This is a genomic window from Psychrobacter sp. CX16 (assembly GCF_057396245.1).
The window spans coordinates 15,158-35,555 of sequence record NZ_JBXYJF010000032.1 but is presented as its reverse complement, the minus strand read 5'-3'; the positions used below and the strand labels follow the sequence as shown (position 1 = coordinate 35,555).

General features: G+C 40.7%; 16 protein-coding genes and 4 tRNA genes. 7 read left to right on the top strand and 13 right to left on the bottom strand.

Going from position 1 to position 20,398, the window contains the following annotated elements:
• From AC2SLM_RS10975 to AC2SLM_RS10965, 3 genes are all read right to left on the bottom strand, one after another.
• The coding region (locus AC2SLM_RS10975; RefSeq protein WP_486552477.1) for a helix-turn-helix domain-containing protein at positions 1-277 on the bottom strand (277 nt) is incomplete at its 3' end.
• 136 nt (positions 278-413) lie between these two features.
• Positions 414-884 (bottom strand): Dps family protein, encoded by a 471-nt coding sequence (locus AC2SLM_RS10970; protein WP_486553863.1) that lies wholly within the window; start codon positions 882-884, stop codon positions 414-416.
• A gap of 447 nt (positions 885-1,331) precedes the next feature.
• Positions 1,332-1,994 (bottom strand): YcxB family protein, encoded by a 663-nt coding sequence (locus AC2SLM_RS10965; RefSeq protein ID WP_486540249.1) that lies wholly within the window; start codon positions 1,992-1,994, stop codon positions 1,332-1,334.
• A 396-nt stretch (positions 1,995-2,390) separates the two neighbouring features.
• Here AC2SLM_RS10965 and serS point away from each other — a divergent pair, with 396 nt between their 5' ends.
• The 3 genes from serS to AC2SLM_RS10950 all read left to right on the top strand — a co-directional run bounded on the left by serS (position 2,391) and on the right by AC2SLM_RS10950 (position 7,463).
• Positions 2,391-3,677 (top strand): serine--tRNA ligase, encoded by a 1,287-nt coding sequence (gene serS, locus AC2SLM_RS10960; protein WP_486553861.1) that lies wholly within the window; start codon positions 2,391-2,393, stop codon positions 3,675-3,677.
• Between the two features lie 173 nt (positions 3,678-3,850).
• Positions 3,851-5,848 carry a transketolase gene (gene tkt / locus AC2SLM_RS10955; RefSeq protein WP_486553860.1) on the top strand — a complete coding sequence of 666 codons (1,998 nt, stop codon included), beginning with the start codon at positions 3,851-3,853 and terminating at the stop codon, positions 5,846-5,848.
• 208 nt (positions 5,849-6,056) lie between these two features.
• On the top strand, positions 6,057-7,463 hold the full coding sequence (locus tag AC2SLM_RS10950) for a YjiH family protein (protein WP_486553858.1): 1,407 nt from the start codon (positions 6,057-6,059) through the stop codon (positions 7,461-7,463).
• Between the two features lie 94 nt (positions 7,464-7,557).
• On the opposite strand, the gene ykgO is transcribed toward AC2SLM_RS10950, so the two are convergent.
• The 6 genes from ykgO to kynU all read right to left on the bottom strand — a co-directional run bounded on the left by ykgO (position 7,558) and on the right by kynU (position 15,392).
• The gene (gene ykgO / locus AC2SLM_RS10945) at positions 7,558-7,698 is read right to left on the bottom strand and encodes a type B 50S ribosomal protein L36 (RefSeq protein ID WP_486540241.1); all 141 of its coding nucleotides are present in this window, start codon (positions 7,696-7,698) and stop codon (positions 7,558-7,560) included.
• Between the two features lie 209 nt (positions 7,699-7,907).
• Positions 7,908-8,501, bottom strand: a complete 594-nt coding sequence (locus tag AC2SLM_RS10940; RefSeq protein WP_486540239.1) for a YceI family protein — start codon at positions 8,499-8,501, stop codon at positions 7,908-7,910.
• A gap of 286 nt (positions 8,502-8,787) precedes the next feature.
• A complete protein-coding gene (locus AC2SLM_RS10935; protein ID WP_486553856.1) occupies positions 8,788-10,284 on the bottom strand; it encodes a BCCT family transporter in 1,497 nt (498 codons plus the stop codon).
• 865 nt (positions 10,285-11,149) lie between these two features.
• On the bottom strand, positions 11,150-12,334 hold the full coding sequence (locus AC2SLM_RS10930; RefSeq protein ID WP_486553854.1) for a M20 aminoacylase family protein: 1,185 nt from the start codon (positions 12,332-12,334) through the stop codon (positions 11,150-11,152).
• A 195-nt stretch (positions 12,335-12,529) separates the two neighbouring features.
• Positions 12,530-13,897, bottom strand: coding sequence for an MFS transporter (locus AC2SLM_RS10925; RefSeq protein WP_486553852.1), 1,368 nt, complete (start codon positions 13,895-13,897; stop codon positions 12,530-12,532).
• A gap of 241 nt (positions 13,898-14,138) precedes the next feature.
• On the bottom strand, positions 14,139-15,392 hold the full coding sequence (gene kynU, locus AC2SLM_RS10920; RefSeq protein WP_486553851.1) for a kynureninase: 1,254 nt from the start codon (positions 15,390-15,392) through the stop codon (positions 14,139-14,141).
• Positions 15,393-15,537: 145 nt separating this feature from the next.
• Between kynU and gigD the strand changes: the two genes are divergently transcribed.
• Positions 15,538-15,981: an Lrp/AsnC family transcriptional regulator GigD gene (gene gigD, locus AC2SLM_RS10915; protein WP_486553849.1), complete on the top strand. Its 444-nt coding sequence runs from the start codon at positions 15,538-15,540 to the stop codon at positions 15,979-15,981.
• Between the two features lie 260 nt (positions 15,982-16,241).
• On the opposite strand, the gene AC2SLM_RS10910 is transcribed toward gigD, so the two are convergent.
• Positions 16,242-16,318, bottom strand: a tRNA-Asp gene (locus tag AC2SLM_RS10910).
• Between the two features lie 38 nt (positions 16,319-16,356).
• A tRNA-Val gene (locus AC2SLM_RS10905) sits at positions 16,357-16,432 on the bottom strand.
• Positions 16,433-16,755: 323 nt separating this feature from the next.
• Here AC2SLM_RS10905 and AC2SLM_RS10900 point away from each other — a divergent pair.
• On the top strand, positions 16,756-17,568 hold the full coding sequence (locus AC2SLM_RS10900; protein WP_486553847.1) for an IS982 family transposase: 813 nt from the start codon (positions 16,756-16,758) through the stop codon (positions 17,566-17,568).
• A gap of 203 nt (positions 17,569-17,771) precedes the next feature.
• Here the strand turns inward: AC2SLM_RS10900 and AC2SLM_RS10895 are convergent.
• Together AC2SLM_RS10895 and AC2SLM_RS10890 are read right to left on the bottom strand one after the other, a co-directional pair.
• Positions 17,772-17,848: transfer RNA gene (locus AC2SLM_RS10895), tRNA-Asp, on the bottom strand.
• Between the two features lie 38 nt (positions 17,849-17,886).
• A tRNA-Val gene (locus AC2SLM_RS10890) sits at positions 17,887-17,962 on the bottom strand.
• A 389-nt stretch (positions 17,963-18,351) separates the two neighbouring features.
• Between AC2SLM_RS10890 and ftsY the strand changes: the two genes are divergently transcribed.
• Both ftsY and AC2SLM_RS10880 read left to right on the top strand, forming a co-directional pair.
• Positions 18,352-19,536 carry a signal recognition particle-docking protein FtsY gene (gene ftsY / locus AC2SLM_RS10885; RefSeq protein ID WP_486553845.1) on the top strand — a complete coding sequence of 395 codons (1,185 nt, stop codon included), beginning with the start codon at positions 18,352-18,354 and terminating at the stop codon, positions 19,534-19,536.
• Between the two features lie 289 nt (positions 19,537-19,825).
• On the top strand, positions 19,826-20,398 hold the full coding sequence (locus tag AC2SLM_RS10880) for a methylated-DNA--[protein]-cysteine S-methyltransferase (protein WP_486553844.1): 573 nt from the start codon (positions 19,826-19,828) through the stop codon (positions 20,396-20,398).

The following is a 20,398-nucleotide window of genomic DNA, read 5'->3' as shown; positions in this document are numbered from 1 at the left end:
TTTTTTCATCAGCCAGTTGTCGCTCAAGTCTTTTTATGATTTGGGCTGGGGTTTCTTTGTGTGGCATTCTTAGGCTCTTTGGCGGTGTATTCCAGTCTAATGTACCATGTTTCCTAAGCCAAGTTAGGACGGTACTACGTCCTTGTATGCCATAGTGCTTTTGGGCTTGTTTGTAGGTCATGTCGCCTTTTTCTACTTGCCCTACCACAGCTAATTTAAAGCCGAGTGTGTAATCTTTCTGTGTTCGTTTAATCCTTGATCTTTCTGCTTTGTCCATTTATAAGCTTCCTTTTCGTAAACTTATTTTAGGACGGGACAAAATGTTAAAAAAAAGCCCTGCTCGATTTGAGCGGGGCTTTTTTAGTATTTAGTTATTTAGCATTCAATATTTTGAATAGCTCTCAACTTTAAAACTAGCCTAAGAAAGCGTTATACATCCAAACAAGCTTCTCTTGTTCTTGTACATAGTCATCGACTAAATCCGCAGTACCTTGGTCTTCCGCTTCTTCAGCAGATGCAGAGACTTGGCGCTGCTCTTCAATAAGCTCTTGTAAGCCGGCAACGACACCGCGTACACAGTCATTACCATTGAATACGCCTTTGTCTTCTTTGATGGTACTGTTTTGAGCAAAGTCGCTATAGGCGTGAAGTGGGGTACCACCTAAAGTTAAGACACGTTCAGCAATCTCATCAATTTGAACTTGCAGGCTGGTGTACAACTCTTCAAACTTTTCATGTAGTGAGAAGAAGTGTTCTCCTTTAACGTTCCAGTGGTAGCCACGTACATTAATATAGAAGATATGATAGCTTGATAACAGTGCGTTTAATTTCTCAATCACTGATGACATATCTTTTTTTTCTAGACCGATTTGATTAGTAGTCATAATTATTATCCTCTTATTTTAAATTTATGCAGTAGCGGTAGATACGCTAAAGGTCCTACCGGCTTTGCCTTTCAACATTGATTATAATAGCAAAACACTATTAATTAGTTAAATAAATTATATCTAATACATCGATAGGTTTTACAAATCAATTGATGGTTTGATGATTTGTTTTATAAACATAGAAGATATTTGAGTAACAGTAGTAAGTTAATTTTTATTCACTGCTTTATAATTTACTGTTAATCATAACCAATTTTGTGATAGTAATTAAGCCATAATTACAAATAGATATGTAAAGAATACCCAACAAAACCTTTCTATACCATTAATAAGACTTTAGTAGTAGAGTAGGGTTTTATATAACCCTATAAAACGATAAAAGCCACTCAGGGAGCAGCTTTTATTAGGTGTATTATGTATTAGCTAGCATTGGTTAAATTCGGTCTATGGTTTACCCAAAGTCTCAACTTGCAAACCGCGAATAGGAACCACTTCTTGTAGGTGAGTGCGAATTGTATCGATAGGGAACTTATTGGCCTTTAAGCGCTTAGGAATAATCTGACTGCCTTGCTGACCCTGCATCTCAAATAACATAAAGATATAGTCATCTGTCTCATCCCAGCTCTTAACTGCTGTCCAAGGAATCACTGCTTGTTGCGTATTCGATGCACGCATCTGCATACCGCGCATGGATTTAGACATATTATTTTGGAGACCTGCATTGGGTGCTGGCATGGCCATAATAAGCCCGTGCTTTTGAACGCCCAATTTTAATTGACGCATCTCATCGGGCATTTCTTGCTCAGCCATCTGTTTTTCAAACTCTTTTTTGACATACCATTTCATACCAAGGGTACGCACCAGTAAATAGATAGCCACCAATATAAGCATCAGCCAAAAGATAATCGTCGAGTAGCCATTAACAAAAATAAGGCCGGCAACAGCGATAACGACGAATATCGCCATGATAATCCACTCTTTCATCTTAATGCTGCGAAGACCAAAAGAGGGCGTGGTCTGCTCAAATAACTCAAACTGCGCTTGATGAAATTCTTCTTCAGTCAGATTAATAGCAACGGGTTGAAGGGTGTAGGGGTAAAGAGCCATATAATTACTCGAATAGGATGTTAAATAGGGCGAATGGTAACGAAAATAAGATGACATCACTTAAGGCGGCGCCTAAATCAGTCTGTCATTTGCGTAGGGGTATCTTACCGAAAAGCGCCGCTAATTGAAACTTTTAACCGTAGGTTGTGGTTGAAAAAATAACAAAGCAAGGAGAGAGGGTTTGGATGCACTGGTAAGGGCGACTAAATAGAATGATAAAAAATAAGCCATTTACTGGCTAATGAGTACAATTTTATTACTAAAATGAAGACTTATGCGTCTTTTAACATGGTCAAAAATGCTCGGTCTTGGTATGATAGCACCTATTATTACTATTGGTATTATCGTTATTCATAAGCCCCATATTCATAAGTCATATTATTAAAAAGGTGTTGCATGATTGATCCTAAGTTATTACGCCAAGATTTAACCGAGCTGAAACAGAAGCTTGCGAGCCGTGGTTATGAGCTAGATATAGAGTTTTGGCAACAAATGGAGTCGCAGCGCAAATCCCTACAAGTAAAGACTGAAGATCTGCAAGCCAAGCGTAATGCGGGTGCTAAGCAGGTGGGTGTATTAAAGAAAAATGGCGAAGATGCCAGTGGACTGCTTGCCGAGATGCAAACCATCAGCACTGATATGAAGCAAGCTGAAGAAGAATTAAAAGAACTGCAAGACAAAATCAACCAAGCAGCACTACAGATTCCAAATATTCCAGCCGACGATGTGCCTGTTGGTGAATCTGAAGACGACAATGTTGAGGTACGCAAGTGGGGCACGCCGCGTCAATTTGATTTTGAAATCAAAGATCATACCGATATTGGCGAAAATCTGCATATGTTAGATTTCGCTGCTGCGGCTAAGTTAACCGGTAGCCGTTTTAACGTGTTAACCGGTCAGCTTGCACAGTTACATCGTGCATTGATTCAATTTATGCTAAACACCCATACTGCTAAATATGGCTATACCGAAACTTATGTACCTTATATTGTTAATTCAGATAGCCTACAAGGTACAGGACAGCTGCCTAAGTTTGAAGAAGATCTATTCAAATTGACTAACCATACTAATAATGACGATATGGGCTTTTACTTAATCCCAACTGCCGAAGTGCCGATGACTAACTTGGTGCGTGGTGAGCGTTTGGATGCCAAAGAGCTTCCTCTTAAATTTACGGCCCACACCCCTTGCTTTAGAAGTGAGGCAGGCTCGCATGGCCGTGACACGCGTGGTCTTATTCGCCAACATCAGTTCGAAAAAGTAGAAATGGTAAACATTGCGACGCCTGAACAGTCCGATGAACTGCTTGAGCAAATGACCGGCCAAGCAGAGTATATTTTGCAGCAATTAGACTTGCCATATCGTGTGGTAAAACTATGTACTGGTGATATGGGCTTTAGTGCCAAACGTACTTATGACATCGAAGTGTGGTTACCAAGTCAAGACACATACCGTGAAATCTCAAGTTGCTCAAACTGTGGCGACTTCCAAGCCCGCCGTATGGGTACCCGTGTTAAAGATGGCAAAAAGACCGAACTTGCGCATACTCTAAATGGTTCTGGTCTTGCAGTTGGCCGTACTTTACTTGCCGTGATGGAAAACCATCAAAATGCCGATGGTAGCATCACAATTCCAGAAGTATTGCGTCCGTATATGGGCGGTGCTGAGACTATTTCAGCCTAATTTTATTAGTTTAGCCCTTAATACGCATTAATTTTAAACCTATAACGATTTACTTTAAGCATCCTGCCATTGTAAGAGTGACAGGATGTGGCGTTTTTATAAAAATCGCTGTTCATTCAAACCACCTCTATTAACCTTTCGTTTTAACAGACCACCAAAACCTAGGATTTTATATGTCGACACCTATATCTGAACGCAAACTAGCCAACGCCATTCGTGTTCTTTCTTTTGATGCGGTTCAACGAGCCAATTCAGGGCACCCAGGCGCGCCAATGGGTATGGCTGATATTGCTGAGGTATTATGGCGCAAATTTTTAAAGCATAACCCAGCTGATCCTAGCTGGCCAAACCGTGACCGCTTTGTATTATCAAATGGTCATGGGTCGATGCTGATCTATTCTTTACTACATTTGACTGGCTACGACGTTAGTATTGATGATTTAAAGAACTTCCGTCAATTGCATTCAAAAACGCCAGGTCACCCAGAGTATGGCTACACGCCAGGTGTTGAAACCACAACGGGTCCACTAGGGCAAGGTATCGCAAACGCGGTCGGTTTTGCGATTGCTGAGAAGACATTGGCGGCGCAGTTCAACCGCGAAGGCCATAATATTATTGACCACAACACCTATGCATTCTTAGGCGACGGCTGCTTAATGGAAGGCATTAGCCATGAAGTAGCATCCCTTGCTGGTACCTTAGGTCTAGGCAAATTGGTCTTCTATTATGACGATAATGGTATCTCTATCGATGGTGAAGTTGACGGCTGGTTCACAGACGACACTCAAAAACGTTTTGAAAGCTATGGCTGGCAAGTAATTAAGGTCGACGGTCATGACACCGATGCCATTACCAAAGCCACAGAAGAGGCGCTAGCTGAAACAACCAAGCCAAGTTTAATTATCTGTAAAACCATCATTGGTGTGGGTAGCCCGAATAAACAGGGCAAGGCATCAAGCCACGGTGCACCGCTAGGTGATGATGAAATCGTCCTAACGCGTGACGAGCTGGCATGGAAACATGCGCCATTTGAACTCGCTGATGACATTTATGAGGCGTGGGATGGTAAAGCCAAAGGCGATATGCAGCAAAAGAACTGGGAAGCAGATTTCGAAGCTTACAAAAAAGCATACCCAGAGCTTGCAGCCGAACTTGAGCGCCGCTTAAGTGGTGAGCTACCTGCAGACTTTGAGCAAAAGGCTCAAGAGTACGTTCAGCAGTGTCAAGAAAAAGGCGAGGATGTGGCAAGCCGTAAAGCGAGCTTTAATGCCATCAATACTTTCCAGCCATTATTGCCAGAGCTGATGGGCGGCTCTGCAGACTTAGCCGGTTCTAACCTAACGCTATTTAAAGACGCTAAAGGTATCCAGACGGATGCCGATGGTAACTATATCTATTACGGTGTTCGTGAATTTGGTATGACGGCGATTGCCAACGGTATTGCCCTTCATGGCGGCTTTATCCCATACGTGGCAACCTTCTTGATGTTTATGGAGTATGCACGCAACGCCGTTCGCATGGGTGCATTAATGAAGCAGCGTGTGATTCATGTTTATACCCATGACTCTATTGGTCTTGGTGAAGATGGCCCAACCCATCAGCCGGTTGAGCAGTTAACCAGCTTACGCACCACGCCAAACCTACACACATGGCGTCCTTGTGATACCACAGAATCAGCAACGGCATGGGCAGAAGCATTAAAAGCTGCCAGCACCCCATCTGCGCTTATCTTTAGCCGCCAAGGTCTGCCGCATCAAGCACGTGACAGCGAACAAGTGGCAAACATTGCTAAAGGTGGTTATGTATTGGCCAAAGAGCAATCTGAGCTACAAGCGATTATTATCGCTACTGGCTCTGAAGTTGGCTTAGCGATGGACGCTTATAATACTTTAAGCGAGCAGCGCGTTGGCGTTCGCGTCGTGTCTATGCCATGTGCTGAATTATTCACTGCACAAAATGACAGCTACCGTGAATCGGTATTACCGGCCAATATCCGTGCCCGTGTTGCGGTAGAAGCGGCACATGTGGATTACTGGTTCAAGTTTGTTGGTCTAGACGGCAAAGTTATCGGTATGACCACTTATGGTGAATCTGCTCCTGCAAGCGATTTATACAAAGAGTTCGGCATCACTTCTGAAGCGGTGGTAGAGGCAGTTAATAGCCTAGTCTAAAGGTTAGCTGAACGAACGATTTTACTTCAGCTCTACTAAGTCAAAAAAAGAGTTGCCAGATTATCTCGCAGCTCTTTTTTTGGTCGTCATTTCAGTTGTGAGTTATCCTAAATATTGTATTAATATGATGGATTCCTAAACATATCTAATGAGCAACTCAGCAAAGTCCAGATATTAAATAGCACATATTTTATGAGGAGACAAACGTTTGACTGATCCCTTAGAAGGTCTGCAAAGACCGATGCTAGACGAGGACCCTTCCGAATCGGAGATGCCTACCGGTGCACAGTTGCGCAGTTCATTATGGAAGTTTATTATATTTTCTGCCATTGGTTTGCTGCTGTTTATCGTTCCCTTTGAATGGGACGGTAAAGTTACCATTTTATTAGGGGTATTGACCGACACGCTGCAAGCGGCGTTGAGTGATTACCTAGCCTATGTGGCATTAGCGATTGTGACACTCTCCTTTATCGGTAGTTTATTTGTCACCCTATTCAAGCCTAATTTATCCAAGCATCCCGTTATAGAGCAGCTGTTTGACATCACTTGGCCGTGGCTTATCTGTCGCTTTTTGGGTGTGCTATTTATATGGATGATTTATCTACAAATAGGCCCTGAGTTTATTATTAATCGTAATACTGGCGGGGTTATATTTGAAGACTTAATCCCGATTTTGCTGCCGCTGTTCTTTGTTGCCATTTTAGTACTGCCGTTTTTAACCGACTTTGGGTTAATGGAATACTTAGGCACCTTGTCGCGTAAAGTCTTTATTAAGCTGTTTAAACTGCCCGGTCGTTCTGCGGTTGATGCCATGTCCTCTTGGTTTGGCGCATCGTCTATCGGTCTATTAGTGACCATACAGCAGTATGATAAAGGCTTTTATAATCAGCGTGAAGCGGCGATTATCTCGACCAGCTTTTCGGTGACCTCGATTGCATTTACCTATGTTATTGCTAAGACCATTGGCGTAGAAGGGCAGTTTGTATTCTTCTATATCGCTATCGCCATTACTGGCTTTGTGGCGGCTATCGTTATGCCAAGACTACCACCGTTATCGCTAAAGCCGGAGACGTATCATACTGGTGAGGGTCGATTAAACGAGCATGTGCCTAAACATGCCAGTACTCACGAATGGGCGGTATCCCGAGCAGTCACCCGAGCATATAACATGCCAAGTTTACTGCGCCTGTTTAGATCGAGTCTTATTAAACTGTGTGATATTTATTTGGGTTTAATTCCGCTGATTTTCGCTATTGGTACCATTGGTCTGGGGCTATCAGAATACACTTCGGTATTTAATTGGCTTGGTGCGCCTCTAGTGCCCGTACTCAATCTTTTGCAGATACCAGAAGCGGCGCAAGCAGCACCGGCAATGGTGATGGGCTTTGCTGATATGTACTTGCCAGCATTGGTGGGCAAGAGCATTGATAGTGAATTGACTCGCTTTGTTGTGGGCGCGGTGTCTATTACCCAAATTATTTATATGTCTGAAATTGGCGCTTTGATTTTAAAGTCGAATATTAAGCTCAATGTGTTAGAGCTGTTTATCATTTTTATGATTCGTACTTTGATTAGTTTGGTAATTATTTCAGCCATTGCACATATGGTTTATTAGTCTATTAACCGCTCAAAGCTATTAGAAAGAACCCATTAAAAAGTCCGCTATGGCATTCATAGCGGACTTTTTTATTTTTGTTATCAAACAACGCTTAGCGTTTCTTGCTTTTACCTTGTACTGCTTTAAAGCGGCCATCGGTTTTATTGATAACAAAAACACGGCCACGACGGCGTACCACTTGGCAATCAGGATGACGATTTTTGGCAGACTTTAATGAGCTTAATACTTGCATAGCAGACTCCTTTTCTAAATGAAATGTTATAATATAACATTTTAATAATTAGTTAAAGAGCACACGATATTTTATTTTAATTTAAATCGATTTTGGTGCACAAAAAAACCGCTGTCAGTTTGCTGAGCAGCGGGTTTTTATGGATTTTATTTTTATTAAGCTATTGGTGCTAATTAATATAGCCTAAGCAATTAAAATGAATGAGATCTTTATTTATCAGGAATCAGCTCGCCTGAAACATTAATAGGAATAATATTACCAATCATATTCGGAAAGGCAGTTGAGCCGTAGTCCTGACGATTAATCTTACCTGTTGCGGTAAATTTTAGTGACGGTGTTCTAGATTTAGTCTCGTTTAAAGTCACCTTGACGGTTAATGGCTTGGTAATGCCCAATGCGGTAAAGTCACCAGTGACGTAGCCTTCGCGCGGCGTAATTAGCTTGATGCTTTTTGAGACAAACTTCATGGTGGGGTACTGTTTGGTATTTAACAGCTCTTTACGGCGTAAAAACAAATCACGCGGTTTGAGGTCGGTATCGATACTTTCTGTCTTTACTGTGAAGCGAACGGTGGTCTTCTCTGGAGACTTCTCGTCATAATAAATAATACCATTGATATCATGGAATTTACCATGGACGGTGAATTTTTTGAGATAAGGCACAGAGAAATTAACCTGCGTCTTAGGCATATTTAATTGCCACTGGTTTGGCGTTGCCGCTACTGCCGACATACCTAAGCTCGGTAGTGTTATCGCTAGACAGGCAAAAGTGGTCTTGAGGGTAGAGGAGAGGGTCATGTTCATTCTAACGGTCCATACAAATTATAAATCAGTAAAGCCTTGTAAATCACACAATAATTTTCTATACAATAGGCTTACTTGGCCACAGATTATAGGCATTAACGCTGTATAAAGCTATAGAAAGGATGTTAAGAGGTCGCTAATCGGGTGTGAGCGGTTATTTTTATCTGGCTTGACTGTCGTTATTTATAAGAATTAAAAAACGCACCCTAAACTATTTAGAGTGCATTTTATCCATTAATTATCAACTGGTTTATTCAAATAGAGCTTATTTAAATGATTATTGCCATTAGTCTTTCTTTAGTTCATCAAATAACCATTCACGCGCTTTATAAATACGGCGTAGACCTAAGAATAAACTAAAGCACATCACCAATAATACCAGTGTAAACGGTAGGCCGGTACTTACGGCACCCGATTGTAGTGAGGTCAATGCTTCTGCACCGCCGCCATACAATAGGGCAATGGCAATAAAGCCTTGTGCTAGTGCCCAGAATACACGCTGTAGAACCGGCGCTTCAAGCTTACCGCCTGCAGTGATGGTATCAATCACTAGCGAGCCTGAGTCTGATGAGGTGATAAAGAACACCAGTACCAATACAATCGCAATGATTGAGGTGATCATACCCACGATATAGCTGCCTTCAACAAATTCACCCACTTGGTTTTGATACTGATCCAAACCAGTTCGACCAAATACGGTCATCCAAATAATGGTCACGATAGTAGGCACTACCATAACGGCGGTTAAAAATTCACGCACGGTACGACCTTTTGAGATACGGGCAATAAACATACCCACAAATGGCGACCAACTAATCCACCACGCCCAGTAGAATAATGTCCAGCCATGATAAAAATCGGTATCGGTACGATTAACTGGGTTAGATAAAGGCAGGATGTGAGTGGCATAATCTGCCGCTGTTACAAACATTTGACCGACTAATTGTAGTGGATTTGAGACCAAAAATACGAACAGCATTAATAAGAATGCCAGTCCCATATTAAAGTTTGATAGGACTTTGACCCCGCCATCAAGACCACGAACGACAGAAATGGTCGCTAACAGACTGACCACACCGATGATAATCATTTCTGCGACGTTCACGCCCATATCGACGCCAAACAGATATTTGAGACCACCGGCTGCTTGCTGTGCGCCCAAACCCAAAGAAGTCGCTAGACCAAAGATAGTGGCCAAAACTGCCAAGATATCAATGATATGACCGGGTAGCCCCCATGTTTTTTCTTTAAAAAGAGGGTAGAACACAGAGCGTAAGGTCAATGGGAAACGGAAGTTAAATGCAAATAGCGCAAGTGATAATCCAACGGTGGCATAAATGGCCCAAGGGTGTAAACCCCAGTGGTACATGGTTGCACCCATGGCTGCGCTAAACGCTTCTGGTGTATCGGCCTCGACACCAAGCGGTGTGCCAAACCAGCCGCTAGCATATGCTAACGGTTCAGCGACCGACCAGAACATTAAGCCAATACCCATACCAGCGGCAAATAGCATAGACAACCAAGACAAGCGAGAAAAGTCAGGTGTCGCCTTGATACCGCCAATACGAATACTGCCATAAGGCGAGAGGATGAGAGCCAAACAAAATAAAACAAACACGTTACTGGCACTGACAATTAGCCAGTCAAAAGTGTTAACGACCCATTCTTTAGCGCCGTTTAACCATGAGTTGGCTAACTCCGGCATGGCTAGAGTAAATATCACAAAGCCAACAACCAATAAGGCGGCAATACCGAAAACAGGGTTATGCACATCCATACCCATAAATTCGACGTTATTTTCACCGACTTCGTGATCGGTGGTATATAAGCGCTACGAAATCGCTCTAGCAAGGGCTTAGGAATTTTTTCAGGTTGTATACTCATAATATTGTCCTATGTAAAGTTGATAAAATTCGAGCAACATGAAGTTGCTGATATTTACTACCTTTATCAATATTAGAGTAGCTTTAAATCATAAAAATTAAGGTGTAACACTTGCTTTGGTATCGGTTACACCAAAAGCTAATTTTGAGTTTGATAAAGATGCTTAAAACGTTGCGATAGAACTAGAACAAGACAAACCGCTATAAAAAAGCGCCAAAGGTGGCGCTAAAATTGATTATAAGAACTGGGGGAGGTCAATAAAAATAAGCGGTTTTACCGATTATAAATATCTAGTAAATAAAGAAGCACAATTTACTAGCAAAAAATAGCCCTGCTATCCTAACAAATCAATATGCTAAGTCAAATTATGATACAAAGGGATATAAAAAAGTAACATTCATAGGTTTAGAAAATATTATTAATTATTGAAGTGTAAATTCTTAATTCTTAACATAGGGTAATCACCTCAAAACAATAACACCAAAAAGTGGAAACTAAATGCTAAAGTACTAGCAGGAGATTTCGACACGAAAAAATCAAGATTTACCGAGACTCAGATTGTTAGCATACTTATAAAAAACCTGTATCTACCTTACTATTTGTTGCCGGTTTATCTGTTTTTGCACATGCTGATAGCACACTTGAGGACCAGTTATTAAAAAAATTAACCCTAAAACTAGGTGATATGACTTTCTAAAAACTTAGCACCTATGATGCTACAGCGAGACAAAAAGGACTTAGTATAAATAATATGAATAGTAAATCTATACTAAAAACCTTTGGGTTAATAAAACCCAATAAGCAGCGCCGATGGGAATGTTAGTGTCATCAAAATCATAATTTGGATTATGGATAGAGCAAGCGCCGGGTCCCCCTGTGGATTCATCCCCATTACCAATAAATAAATAACATCCTGGTACTTCTTGTAGGAAAAAGGCAAAATCTTCACTGGTCGTCAACGGTTTTATATCAGTAAGTGTGTTATCTTCCCCAATTAACTCCTGGGCTACTTTATAAGCAAACTGAGTCTGTTCAGCGTCATTCATTAGCACAGGATAATGAGTGATAAAGTCAAAACTAGCGGTCACACCATAAGCCGCTGCTTGATGATTTACCATCTCTTGTATACGGTCTAACAATGTTTCGTGAGAGTCAGGGTCTAAGCTTCGAACATTTAGTTTTAATACGGCAGTATCTGGGATGACATTATCGGTATGACCAGAATTAAACGCCCCAACCGTGATCACTCCCGTTTTTAACGGGTCAATATTACGAGAAACAATAGTCTGCAAGCCCATAATAATTGCCGCGCCTGCCACCACAGGATCACTTGCCAAATGAGGCATTGCACCATGGCCACCTTTGCCATGCAATGTCACATCGATACGGTCTCCAGATGCCATCAATGCTTGTTCATTAAAACAAAGCTGTCCTGGCTTATAGCCTGGCATATTATGTATGCCAAATATTGCATCGCAGGGAAACTGTTCAAACAACCCTTCATCTATCATGCGCCTTGCCCCTGCAAGTCCTTCTTCAGCAGGTTGAAATATTAAATTAAGCGTGCCATTAAAGTCTGCGTTTAATGCTAAATACTCGGCTGCTGCCAATAGCATGGCGGTATGTCCATCGTGACCGCAAGCGTGCATTTTTCCTTCATGTTTGCTAGCGTATGGTAAATCCGTCAGCTCAGATAAAGGTAAGGCATCCATATCGGCTCTCAACCCTAAGGTTCGGCTACCGTTGCCTTTTTTAATTTGACCGACCACGCCTGTACCGCCTAAACCTCGAGTAACCGTATAACCCCAAGCTTCAAGATTTTTTGCCACTAAATCACTGGTACGAAATTCTTCATAGCCGAGTTCAGGATGTTGGTGAATATCATGACGGATTTTGACAAACTTATCTGCCGTTTGTTCCAATTCTACTAGCAAGGGGTGCTGGTTCATATGAACTCTCCACGTAATATATATAGTCAATGAACTACTAAACGGTTACGGCGTTAACCTCGTTAAGCCTACTCCAGTAGTACTTGCACTCGGTTGCCTTGTAACCATTTTAGACTTCTTTGACTATAGTGCATATTTTAAAAGCTTCGTTTATTTATAGCTTAGAGATTTAATGGGTTAGTTATTTTGGTTTACTTATTTTAAAGCCTTATCGCCAGTTTCTTCCATAAACCAAACCGCAATAATTGATAATAAAACGATAAACATCATATACCAAGCTGGAGCAACAGGGTTACCTGTCGATTCAATAAGCCAAGCTATAGCGGGCTGGGTTGTGCTACCAAATATAATAGCCACTCCTGCATAAGCAACAGAAAGTCCAGTAGCGCGAATTTTTCTATCAAATAATTCAGGAACCGCTACCAAACAAGCGCCGCCACTTAATGCCGTGAATCCAGTCAGAACAAAGGTAGTTATCATCAGGGATGACAATCCAATATTATTCACCAAGTAATTAAAGAGGGGCAAGGATATAAGGACTAATACAACCCGTGGCCAAAACATTAGATTTTTTCTGCCAAATTTATCGCTAAGCCAACCTCCTAATACAGCAAACATTAAAATGGCGATACCAGAAACCAGTGTGGCTGACATAGAAATGGCAGGACTAAGCTTTAAGGTGGTTGTCGCATAAGTATTCATATAGATAGAGACATACAGGGGTACTGTGATACCAGCAATTGCCCAAAACGTTATAAAAATCTTACGCCAGAATTCACCCGTCTTAACAATCGAAGGAACGTAGGATTTTTTGATCTTTGTTGAGTCAGTTTTATGAGTAGACGTATGAACATTAGTAGACGAATTGAGGGTATTAGTAGGCGAAGGCATGGTATTTACATCATTTTCATGTAAAGTCTCAGCCATATTATTACGTAAATATAAGGCAATCGGAATCAGTAAAAGTGTCAAGAAAAAAGGTACTCGCCAACCCCAAGCAAACATATCTTCAGTACTTAAAGATAATATCATTATTATCCCAAAACCACCTGCCATAATGGCTGCAAAACCCTGACAAGCCAGTTGCCAGCTTCCAAACAACCCACGTTTATGTGAGGGTGCGCTTTCGATTAAAAAGGCCGAGGAGGGGCCAACTTCACCCCCTAACCCAAATCCCTGTAATAAACGACACGTTAAGACAATAATAGGGGCAGCAATGCCAATACTGGCATAAGAAGGTGTCAAAGCCAATCCTATAGTACCCACAGTGATAAAAAGAATGGTGAGTAACAGGGCGATTTTACGCCCTTTACGGTCAGCCACGATACCTAAGATAATACTGCCAAGTGGGCGAGTGATAAAACCAATACCAAATACTGCCAAAGACAGCAATAAGCTAATGAAGGGATCGTCAGAGGGGAAAAAAGCTTTACCGATATAAACCGCAAAAAACGCATAGAGTACAAAATCATAAAACTCTAAAGCACTGCCGATCACGGCCGCAGTAACGATTTTTTTTGAATTAGGGCGATCAGGTAAACGGCTAGATACAATGGTTGACATAATCTATTCCTTAAAAATAAAAACTTCCTGTAAGAAGGAGTGAAACTAGCAATACCAAATTCTGTAGACTATGTGTTATTACTAGTTTATTTTCACCCACAATTTAATGTCATGCATTCACCAATGTATAAACCTCACTTTAGTCAAAATCTTTGATCTTTATATGTTCTTTAAAGACGCCGATTTTTATAACAAACCCTCTAAATAGAGCGGGCAAATAACGATTGGCGATGGTATTGCATTAAGTCACCGCAGCACGAACCTTAAATTTCTCATTTCTCCATTCTTCGTTTTGCATGACCTGCTTAAGTTCTTGTACCGCCGTCCAAATATCTTCGTAACTTAGGTATAAAGGAGTAATACCGAATCTTAGGACTTCAGGTTCACGATAATCCCCAATGACACCACGGGCAATAAGTGCTTGAATAATGGCATAGCCCTCTTTATGCGCAAAACTAACATGACTACCACGGAAATGGTGGTCTTTAGGGGTAATCAATTCTAAGCCAAATTCGCCACATTCTTGCGCGACTAAATCCATAAATAAATCGGTTAATTTAAGCGACTTTTTACGCAGCTCCTGCATATTGGTAGCCAAGAAAATATCCAAGCCGCATTCAATCAAGCTCATAGACACAATACTTTGAGTGCCACATAAAAAGCGCCGTATCCCTTCTGCGGGCTCATAACTATCTTCCATCGCAAAGGGTTGCTTATGACTCCACCAACCAGAAAGCGGTTGCCAAAATTTATTTTGATGCTTTGCATTTACCCAAGCAAACGCAGGGGAGCCGGGACCACCATTTAGATATTTATAAGTACAGCCAATAGCAAAGTCGCTATTTGTCTTATTCAAGTCTATTGGCACCGCCCCAATAGAATGAGATAAATCCCAAATTACCATCGACCCATGCTTATGGATGAGCTGATTGCATTGTTCCATATCGTATAGATAACCGTTTCGGTAATTTACTTGAGACAACACCGTCACTGCTACTTTATGGTTCGTTAATACCTTTTCTAAATCGTCAGGATCCTCAAGCAGTACTATCTCATAACCTTGATTAAAATAGTCGATAAACCCTTGTACGATATAAAGATCGGTTGGGAATACATCTCTTTCAACAATAATAGCTTTATGATCAGGAGCGACTTCGGCTTGGTTTTTAATAGCCGCTGCCAATACCTTAAATAAATTGACACTGGTTGAATCTGAGACCACCGTCTCGTTGGGGTTGGCACCCATTAACTGAGCAATCTTATCACCAAGCCTAGTCGCTAAACCCCACCAGTCCGCTTTATTCCAGCTGTTAATAAGATCTATTCCCCATTCTTTTGAAATGACTTGCTCGGCTTTTGCAAGGGCCGTTTTAGGCTTTGCTCCCAGTGAGTTACCATCTAGATAGATAACACCAGAAGGCAATACAAATTCATCTTTAAATTTTGCAAGAGGATCTTCGTTATCCCATTCACGGCATTGTTCCTGAGTAATCATTTTTTTTAACTCCTGTTGATAAAAAAGTTTATAAATTAATACTAGCATTAAATAATTCGTCAATCTTCCTATTATCATGTTTTAAATTCATTAAAATTAGGATAATATTTTAAATATATTATATAAATTAGGATGATATTCAATAATGAACATCGATGTGATAGACCACAAGATTTTGAAGTATTTAAAGAAAAATGCCCGATTAAGCAATCAAGAGTTAGCGGAGCTAGTGAATTTATCCTCTTCAGCTTGCCATCGGCGGGTAAAAATATTAGAAAAGAATGGGGTGATAGAAGGGTATCAGGCTAAAATAAACTACGAAAAATTAGGAATGAATTTTTTTGCTATTGTAGAGATTAAACTGTCGCAACTCACTGAAACTGATCATCTACATATGCTTGAGCAAATTAAAATGTTTGAAGAAGTAATTAATGCTTATATTGTCACTGGCGAATCTAACTATATTTTATATATCATGACAGAAGACTTAAATTCGTTTTCAAATTTTGTAATAAATAAACTAAATAAAGTTAATGGCATTATGAGTATTAATTCAAAAATTATTTTGGATAAAGTGATTCAAAAATAACGATAAAAGGATGTAATTTAGAAGTTGATATCCGTTAGTAAAAGGTTATAAGAACTAAGCATTCAAAAAAAGCTAATCAAGCATCAATATTTAGTAAGGTAAGTATTACGTAAAGACATTCTTCGAGTCATCCTTTAACCTAAAAGCTATGCGAATAGGGCATTTTAGCTAAACCTCAGAACACAAAAAAACCCTAAACAAATGAATGCTTAGGGCTGAAACTTTTGTACTTAATAAAAGAGAACTTAAGTTTTAAAATATGGCGCAGCGGACGGGACTCGAACCCGCGACCCCCGGCGTGACAGGCCGGTATTCTAACCAACTGAACTACCGCTGCTTAGGTCGATTAGTAAATTTAACCACTAACTAATATAGTGGTGGGTGATGACGGATTCGAACCGCCGACATTCTGCGTGTAAGGCAGACGCTCTACCAACTGAGCTAATCACCCCAATCAGAAGCGTTATATATGCTCTGAATGTAGGAGCGTATTATATAGATAAATAACCGTGTGTCAAATGGTTTTCCTAAATTTTTGCGATTAATTTTTATTCTACTCAAATTGTGTATCAATAAACCGATAAAAATATTGGCAATGTTAAATACATATATTAATTTTTATAAATAATGACATATTTTAATGTTATGCCCTTCGACAGTGAATGTCTGAGATTTGCTCAGCATATATCGCTTACTGGGAATAAGCTGAGCATAGCCATTCTAGTAATCACTACAAAATATACCTACCTGACTTGGGTTTGGTTTACCATAGAGTTGTTTAAACATCGTTGTGTCTCGTTTTTCGCTAATAAAATAGATGAACCGTCGCTTATCATGGAGCTTGTCGGAGAATTTCTCGGTATGGACCAAGACAAACAAATATGGCAGTACTTTAAACACTACTGGTCGTCTTGGTTTCCGACTTTAGGGTCTTATCCTAACTTTGCCAAACAGTGCGCTAATTTATGGATGGTTAAACAGCATATACAAGAGAAAGTCAGCCAGACACAAATTGACGATATACACTTTATCGATGGTTTTCCGATACCTGTCTGCAAGTATGCTCGTGCTTATAGACATAAGACGTTTAAAGCAGATGCCTCTTTTAGTTACTGTGCATCAAAACAAGAGAAATACTATGGCTTTGCAGGTCATTTGCTTATTAATATGTCCGGCATGATTAAAGGGTTTGCCTTTGCTTCAGCCTGTATTGATGAGCGTGAGGTTGCACCAGTGATTACGTATAATGTTCAAGGCTTATTAGGAGCAGATAAAGGGTATATTCGCCCTAAACTAAAGCAGTACTTTGCTTCTATTGGCATTGATTTGCAAACGCCGTTTAGAAGTAATATGAAAGAGGATAGACCTAAGTCTGCTGTTAACCGATTGATGCGCTGTCGGCGTAATATTGAAACAGTCATTAGTCAGTTAACTGAGCACTTTAATATTCAGAAGGTTAGAGCTCGGGATATGTGGCATTTGTCCCATCGTCTTACTCGTAAGATACTGGCTCATAACTTCTGTTTTTTAATAAATAAACAACTTGGTAACCCACCTTTGCAGTTTGATTTGCTATTAAAGTGTTGAGAGTGGGGTTTAATATCTAACAATGGATATTAGAAATGACTGGAGCGAAATTTGATTCTGATTATCAGCTTTTACAAAGTCCTGTTATAAAAAGCTTTGAAAGGGGGTAACCAAAACGATTACCCACAAAAAAACCCTAGATAACTTAATATCTAGGGCTGAAACTTTTGTACTTAATAAAAGATAACTTAAGTTTTAAAATATGGCGCAGCGGACGGGACTCGAACCCGCGACCCCCGGCGTGACAGGCCGGTATTCTAACCAACTGAACTACCGCTGCTTAGGTCGATTAGTAAATTTAACCACTAACTAATATAGTGGTGGGTGATGACGGATTCGAACCGCCGACATTCTGCGTGTAAGGCAGACGCTCTACCAACTGAGCTAATCACCCTGAGAAGCGTTAAGAAAACATCTGGCAGACGTTATTAGCTTCACATGAGCCAAGCTGTGCTTGGCTAAGAGCCATAACACCGGATAAACCTAATGTTAAACACTTACTAAAAGCTAAAATTACTTAAAGGTAATTTTCTACAGAGCTTAAAACCTCAATCATTTCGTCACTAAGGTATCGCTCTGTGGGTGCGTATTATATATATAAAATCAAATGTATCAAATGGTTTTTTGACTTTTTTTAAAAAAAAGATGAATTATTTGCCTATTTACGTGGTTTGGATGGCTATTTATCAAGCTTTGGAGCAGTTATGGTAAACTAAGCATAATTTAAAATTGTCCATTACAGCAAATGCGAAACCATAACTGATTTTAAAATAAGAGACGCCCATGAACAATGCAGATAACCCGACCCGAGTGATTATTGACCTCGATGGCAGCTTGGATGAGTTAGACGATGATGATATCACGCTACCTGATTTAGCGGAGCCTCGTGACATACCGATTATTGAAACGCCTCGGGTTGAGAAGGCCACTACAAGCACTACACCGCCAGTATCCACTTCTTCAGCTCAGACAACGGCAGCACCACAAGCGCCGTCAAGGGAGTCAGACGAGAGCGATCAGTCAAGAGAAGACAGAAAGCGTGGTAGCTGGTTCTCACGTATGAAGTCGGGTCTATCTAAGTCACGTAAGAATTTAGCCGAGGGTGTAGCTAACATCTTAATCGGTGGTAAAGAGATTGATGATGAGCTGTTGGAAGAGGTGGAAGATCAGCTTTTGGTGGCTGATATTGGGGTGGAAGCGACCGATAAGATTATCAAGAGTTTGACAGAGCAGACCGCCCGTGGTGACTTGATTTATTCACACTCTTTATATAAAGCGCTTCAAAAAGAATTGGTTGAAATATTAGAACCGAAGGTTCAGCCTTTGGTAATTGATACCTCTAAAAAGCCCTTTGTTATCTTAATGGTTGGCGTAAACGGTGTAGGTAAAACCACCACTATCGGTAAGTTAGCAAAACGTCTGCAAGCCGAGGGTAAATCGGTTATGCTAGCGGCTGGAGATACCTTTAGAGCCGCAGCAACAGAGCAACTTCAAGTGTGGGGCGAGCGTAATAATATCCCTGTGATTGCTCAAGGTCATGGTGCAGATAGTGCATCAGTGGTCTTTGATGCCATGCAATCAGCCAAAGCCAAAAATATAGATGTGTTAATTGCTGATACGGCAGGTCGTTTGCAGAACAAAACGCACCTTATGGCGGAGCTTGAAAAAGTAGTGCGTATTATGCGTAAATCAGACCCAGATGCACCACATGAGGGGATGATTGTACTTGATGCAGGCACAGGCCAGAATGCTATAAATCAGGTCAAAATATTTAACGATGCGGTGCCTTTAACAGGTATTACTATTACCAAACTGGATGGCACCGCAAAAGGTGGCGTGGTATTTAATATCGCCAATACTACCAATATTCCCATTCGTTACATTGGCGTGGGTGAGTCGATCGATGACTTACGGGCGTTTAGTCCTAAGCAGTTTGTGGCGGCACTTTTTGAGACTGATGACAAATAAATTTGAGTACTCGGATATTATTGTGGACCACTGTGCATACTATATAAAATGGCATCATTGAGATGCCGTTTTTTTTGTGTCAAGATAGTAGCGATACCAACTTCCGTTATTTATGCTACCTTTTCACTAAAATAACCTATGCTGTTAAAATCGGTCAGACTCATTAAACCTACCTTATATAACGTTTATATTCGCTTTCATCGATAGGTTGATTTCTAGATTTGGTATGATTTTAAGGCAATTATCAATGAGTCAATCACTCTGTAAGGATACTTCAAAGGTGAATATAATGGTTGTGACTATGACAGATATTGCAGGATTCCCCTTAATTTTGATTGCAGGTAAAGTGTCTGGAGCATGTGACGCACCGAAACTTATGGGAGTCAATTGGTTAGGGGAGGGGCAAGAGTGGCAAACGTCCAAAACAGTTGTGCAGTTAAAGAAGCATCTAAAGCTTGATGATAACCGCTTTAAGTTTGTTGATAAAAATAGCCTAAGCAATAAAAAACCAACTGAATCACTGTTACTAACCGCCATCGAACAACTGAATCAATATGAAAAGGGCATGCGCACCAATTTTGACTTACCGCTTGATTTATCAATGGGAACTGCGTTTCAACAACGTGTTTGGAAAGCATTGCAACAGATTCCTTATGGTGAGAGTATCAGCTATTCTCAATTGGCGCACAATATTGACAAACCGACCGCGTATCGTGCGGTGGCCAATGCCAATGGTAAGAACCCGTTTAGTATTCTCATCCCTTGTCATCGGGTCATCGCAAGTGGCGGTGGATTAGGGGGGTATACTGGAGGACTTGACAAAAAGAAACTACTGTTGCAAATTGAAGAGCATAAAACCTAA

Coding starts and splice junctions, on each gene's coding strand:
- AC2SLM_RS10935 (WP_486553856.1), bottom strand. CDS start 10,284: ATGGGTATGGATGTGCATAACCCTGTTTTCGGTATTGCCGCCTTATTG.
- ftsY (WP_486553845.1), top strand. CDS start 18,352: ATGAACAATGCAGATAACCCGACCCGAGTGATTATTGACCTCGATGGC.
- kynU (WP_486553851.1), bottom strand. CDS start 15,392: ATGATTACTCAGGAACAATGCCGTGAATGGGATAACGAAGATCCTCTT.
- AC2SLM_RS10940 (WP_486540239.1), bottom strand. CDS start 8,501: ATGAACATGACCCTCTCCTCTACCCTCAAGACCACTTTTGCCTGTCTA.
- serS (WP_486553861.1), top strand. CDS start 2,391: ATGATTGATCCTAAGTTATTACGCCAAGATTTAACCGAGCTGAAACAG.
- AC2SLM_RS10925 (WP_486553852.1), bottom strand. CDS start 13,897: ATGTCAACCATTGTATCTAGCCGTTTACCTGATCGCCCTAATTCAAAA.
- tkt (WP_486553860.1), top strand. CDS start 3,851: ATGTCGACACCTATATCTGAACGCAAACTAGCCAACGCCATTCGTGTT.
- AC2SLM_RS10880 (WP_486553844.1), top strand. CDS start 19,826: ATGGTTGTGACTATGACAGATATTGCAGGATTCCCCTTAATTTTGATT.
- AC2SLM_RS10930 (WP_486553854.1), bottom strand. CDS start 12,334: ATGAACCAGCACCCCTTGCTAGTAGAATTGGAACAAACGGCAGATAAG.
- ykgO (WP_486540241.1), bottom strand. CDS start 7,698: ATGCAAGTATTAAGCTCATTAAAGTCTGCCAAAAATCGTCATCCTGAT.
- gigD (WP_486553849.1), top strand. CDS start 15,538: ATGAACATCGATGTGATAGACCACAAGATTTTGAAGTATTTAAAGAAA.
- AC2SLM_RS10970 (WP_486553863.1), bottom strand. CDS start 884: ATGACTACTAATCAAATCGGTCTAGAAAAAAAAGATATGTCATCAGTG.
- AC2SLM_RS10965 (WP_486540249.1), bottom strand. CDS start 1,994: ATGGCTCTTTACCCCTACACCCTTCAACCCGTTGCTATTAATCTGACT.